Here is a 1,958-nt window from a genome sequence, read left to right on the forward strand (position 1 = left end):
GGCCCCCGCGCGCCACACCCCCAGCAACACCACCGGCAACCCGACCGACCGCTCCAGCACCACCCCGACCCGATCACCCCGACGCACCCCCACACCGGCCAAAAACGCAGCCAGCCGACCCGAACGCGCACCCAACTCCCCATACGACAACTCACCCTCGGCGCCGCTCACCGCCACCGCCTCCGGCACCGCCGCCACCCGCCCCGCGACCAGCTCCGGCACCGGCGGCACCCGCTTCGGCGCCGGCGGTAACGGGCCGGCAGCGGTGACTCCCCGTGGCGCGCTCCAGCCCTCGTCCAGCACCCCGATGCGCCCGACCGGCCCCGCCGGGTCGGCCGTCATCCGTTCCAGCACGCGCACCAGGCCGGTGAAGGCGCCGCCGGCGGTGGCGTGGTCGAAGAGGTCGGGGCGGTACTCCAGCTTGAGGTGGGTGCGCTCCCCGGGGGCGACGACGAGCGTGAGCGGGTAGTGCGCGGCCTCCCGGGAGAATCCGTCGGGCCGGATGGCCAGGTCCGAGCGGTTCCGCTCCCCGGCGGGCGGGCGGGGGAAGCTCTCGTAGACCAGCAGGGTGTCGAACACGGCGCCGGGCCCGGCGAGTTTCTGCACCTCCAGGATGCCGAGGTGCTGGTGGTCCATGAGCGCGGACTGCCGCTCCTGCAACCGCTGGAGCAACTCCCGTACGGGCTGCGCCCCGTCGAGGGGGACCCGGACCGGCAGGGTGTTGATGAGCAGTCCGACCATCGACTCCACCCCGGGGAGTTCGGGGGGCCGGCCGGCCATGGTCGCGCCGAACACCACGTCGGTGCGGCCGGCGAGCCGGGCCACCACCAGCGCCCAGGCGGCCTGGACGACGGTGTTGACGGTGACGCCGGCCGCGCGGGCCAGTTCCGCGGTCCTGTGGGTGAGGGACTCGGGGAGGTCGCCGCTGACGTTCCCGGGGAAGACGGGGAGCCGGTCGGGGGCGGCGGCCGGGGCGACGAGGGTCGGCTCGTCGGCGCCGGCCAGTTCGGCACGCCAGGCGGCCCGCGCGGCGTCCTTGTCCTGCCGTCCCAGCCAGGCGAGGTAGTCGCGGTAGGACGTGACGGGCGGGAGTGCCGAGGCGTCCCCGCCGGCGGCGTAGGCGGCGGAGAGTTCCCCGATGAGGACGGGGGCGGACCAGCCGTCCATGAGGATGTGGTGACTGGTCATCACCAGCCGGTGCCGCTGCGGCGCGAGGCGGAGCAGCAGCAGCCGGAGCAGCGGCGGGACCGCCGGGTCGAAGCGCTCGGCCCGCTCCTCTTCCGCCAGCCGTCCGGCGGCGGCGAGCGCCTCGGGACCGGGGAGCGCGGAGAGGTCCTCCTCGCGCCAGGGCAGCGTCACGTCGCGGGCGATGACCTGCACCGTCTGTGCCCCGCTGACCTGGCGGAAGCAGGCGCGCAGCGCGGCGTGCCGGCCCAGCAGCGTCTCCCAGGAGGCGCGGAGCCGCGCCGGGTCGAGCGGGCCGTCGAGGGCCAGCGCGGACTGCACGGTGTAGACGTCGGGTCCCTGGTCGTCGAAGGCGGCGTGGAACAGCAGCCCCTCCTGCAACGGCGACAGCGGCCACACGTCCTCGACTGCGGATCGGGTCATCGGTTTCTCTCCTCACACCGGAGCGTGCGCCGTCGGCTATGCCTTGTCGTCTGCGAGCCCGGCCTCCAGCTCCTCGATCTGGCTCTGGGCGAGCGCGAGGAGGGGGAAGTCGGAGGGGGTGTGTCCGCCGGCGCCGGGGCCGTCGGTGTGGGCGGCGAGACCGCCGAGGACGTCCAGCCACGCCTGGCCCAGATCCTCGGCCGCGGCCTGGTCCAGGGCCGCCGCGGGCCAGCTCAGCGTAAGGCTGAGCACCGGGCCGTCGGGAGTGTCCACGACGGCCGCGCCGGCTTCGAGGGTGTGGACGGCGGGCATGTCCGCGTCGGCCGAGCCGCCGATGGCGGTGTCGCCGG

General features: G+C 75.3%; 1 protein-coding gene and 1 pseudogene. Both read right to left on the minus strand.

Annotated features, from left to right (window positions below; translation table 11 throughout):
• On the minus strand, positions 1-1,608 hold a 1,608-nt coding region (locus HCK00_RS26595), incomplete at its 3' end, for a condensation domain-containing protein (RefSeq protein ID WP_168104600.1).
• Between the two features lie 36 nt (positions 1,609-1,644).
• Positions 1,645-1,958 (minus strand): annotated as a pseudogene (locus tag HCK00_RS26600) (hypothetical protein); the annotation flags it as partial.

The sequence above is a fragment of the Streptomyces zingiberis genome, assembly GCF_012034935.1.
Classification (GTDB): Bacteria; Actinomycetota; Actinomycetes; order Streptomycetales; family Streptomycetaceae; genus Streptomyces; species Streptomyces zingiberis.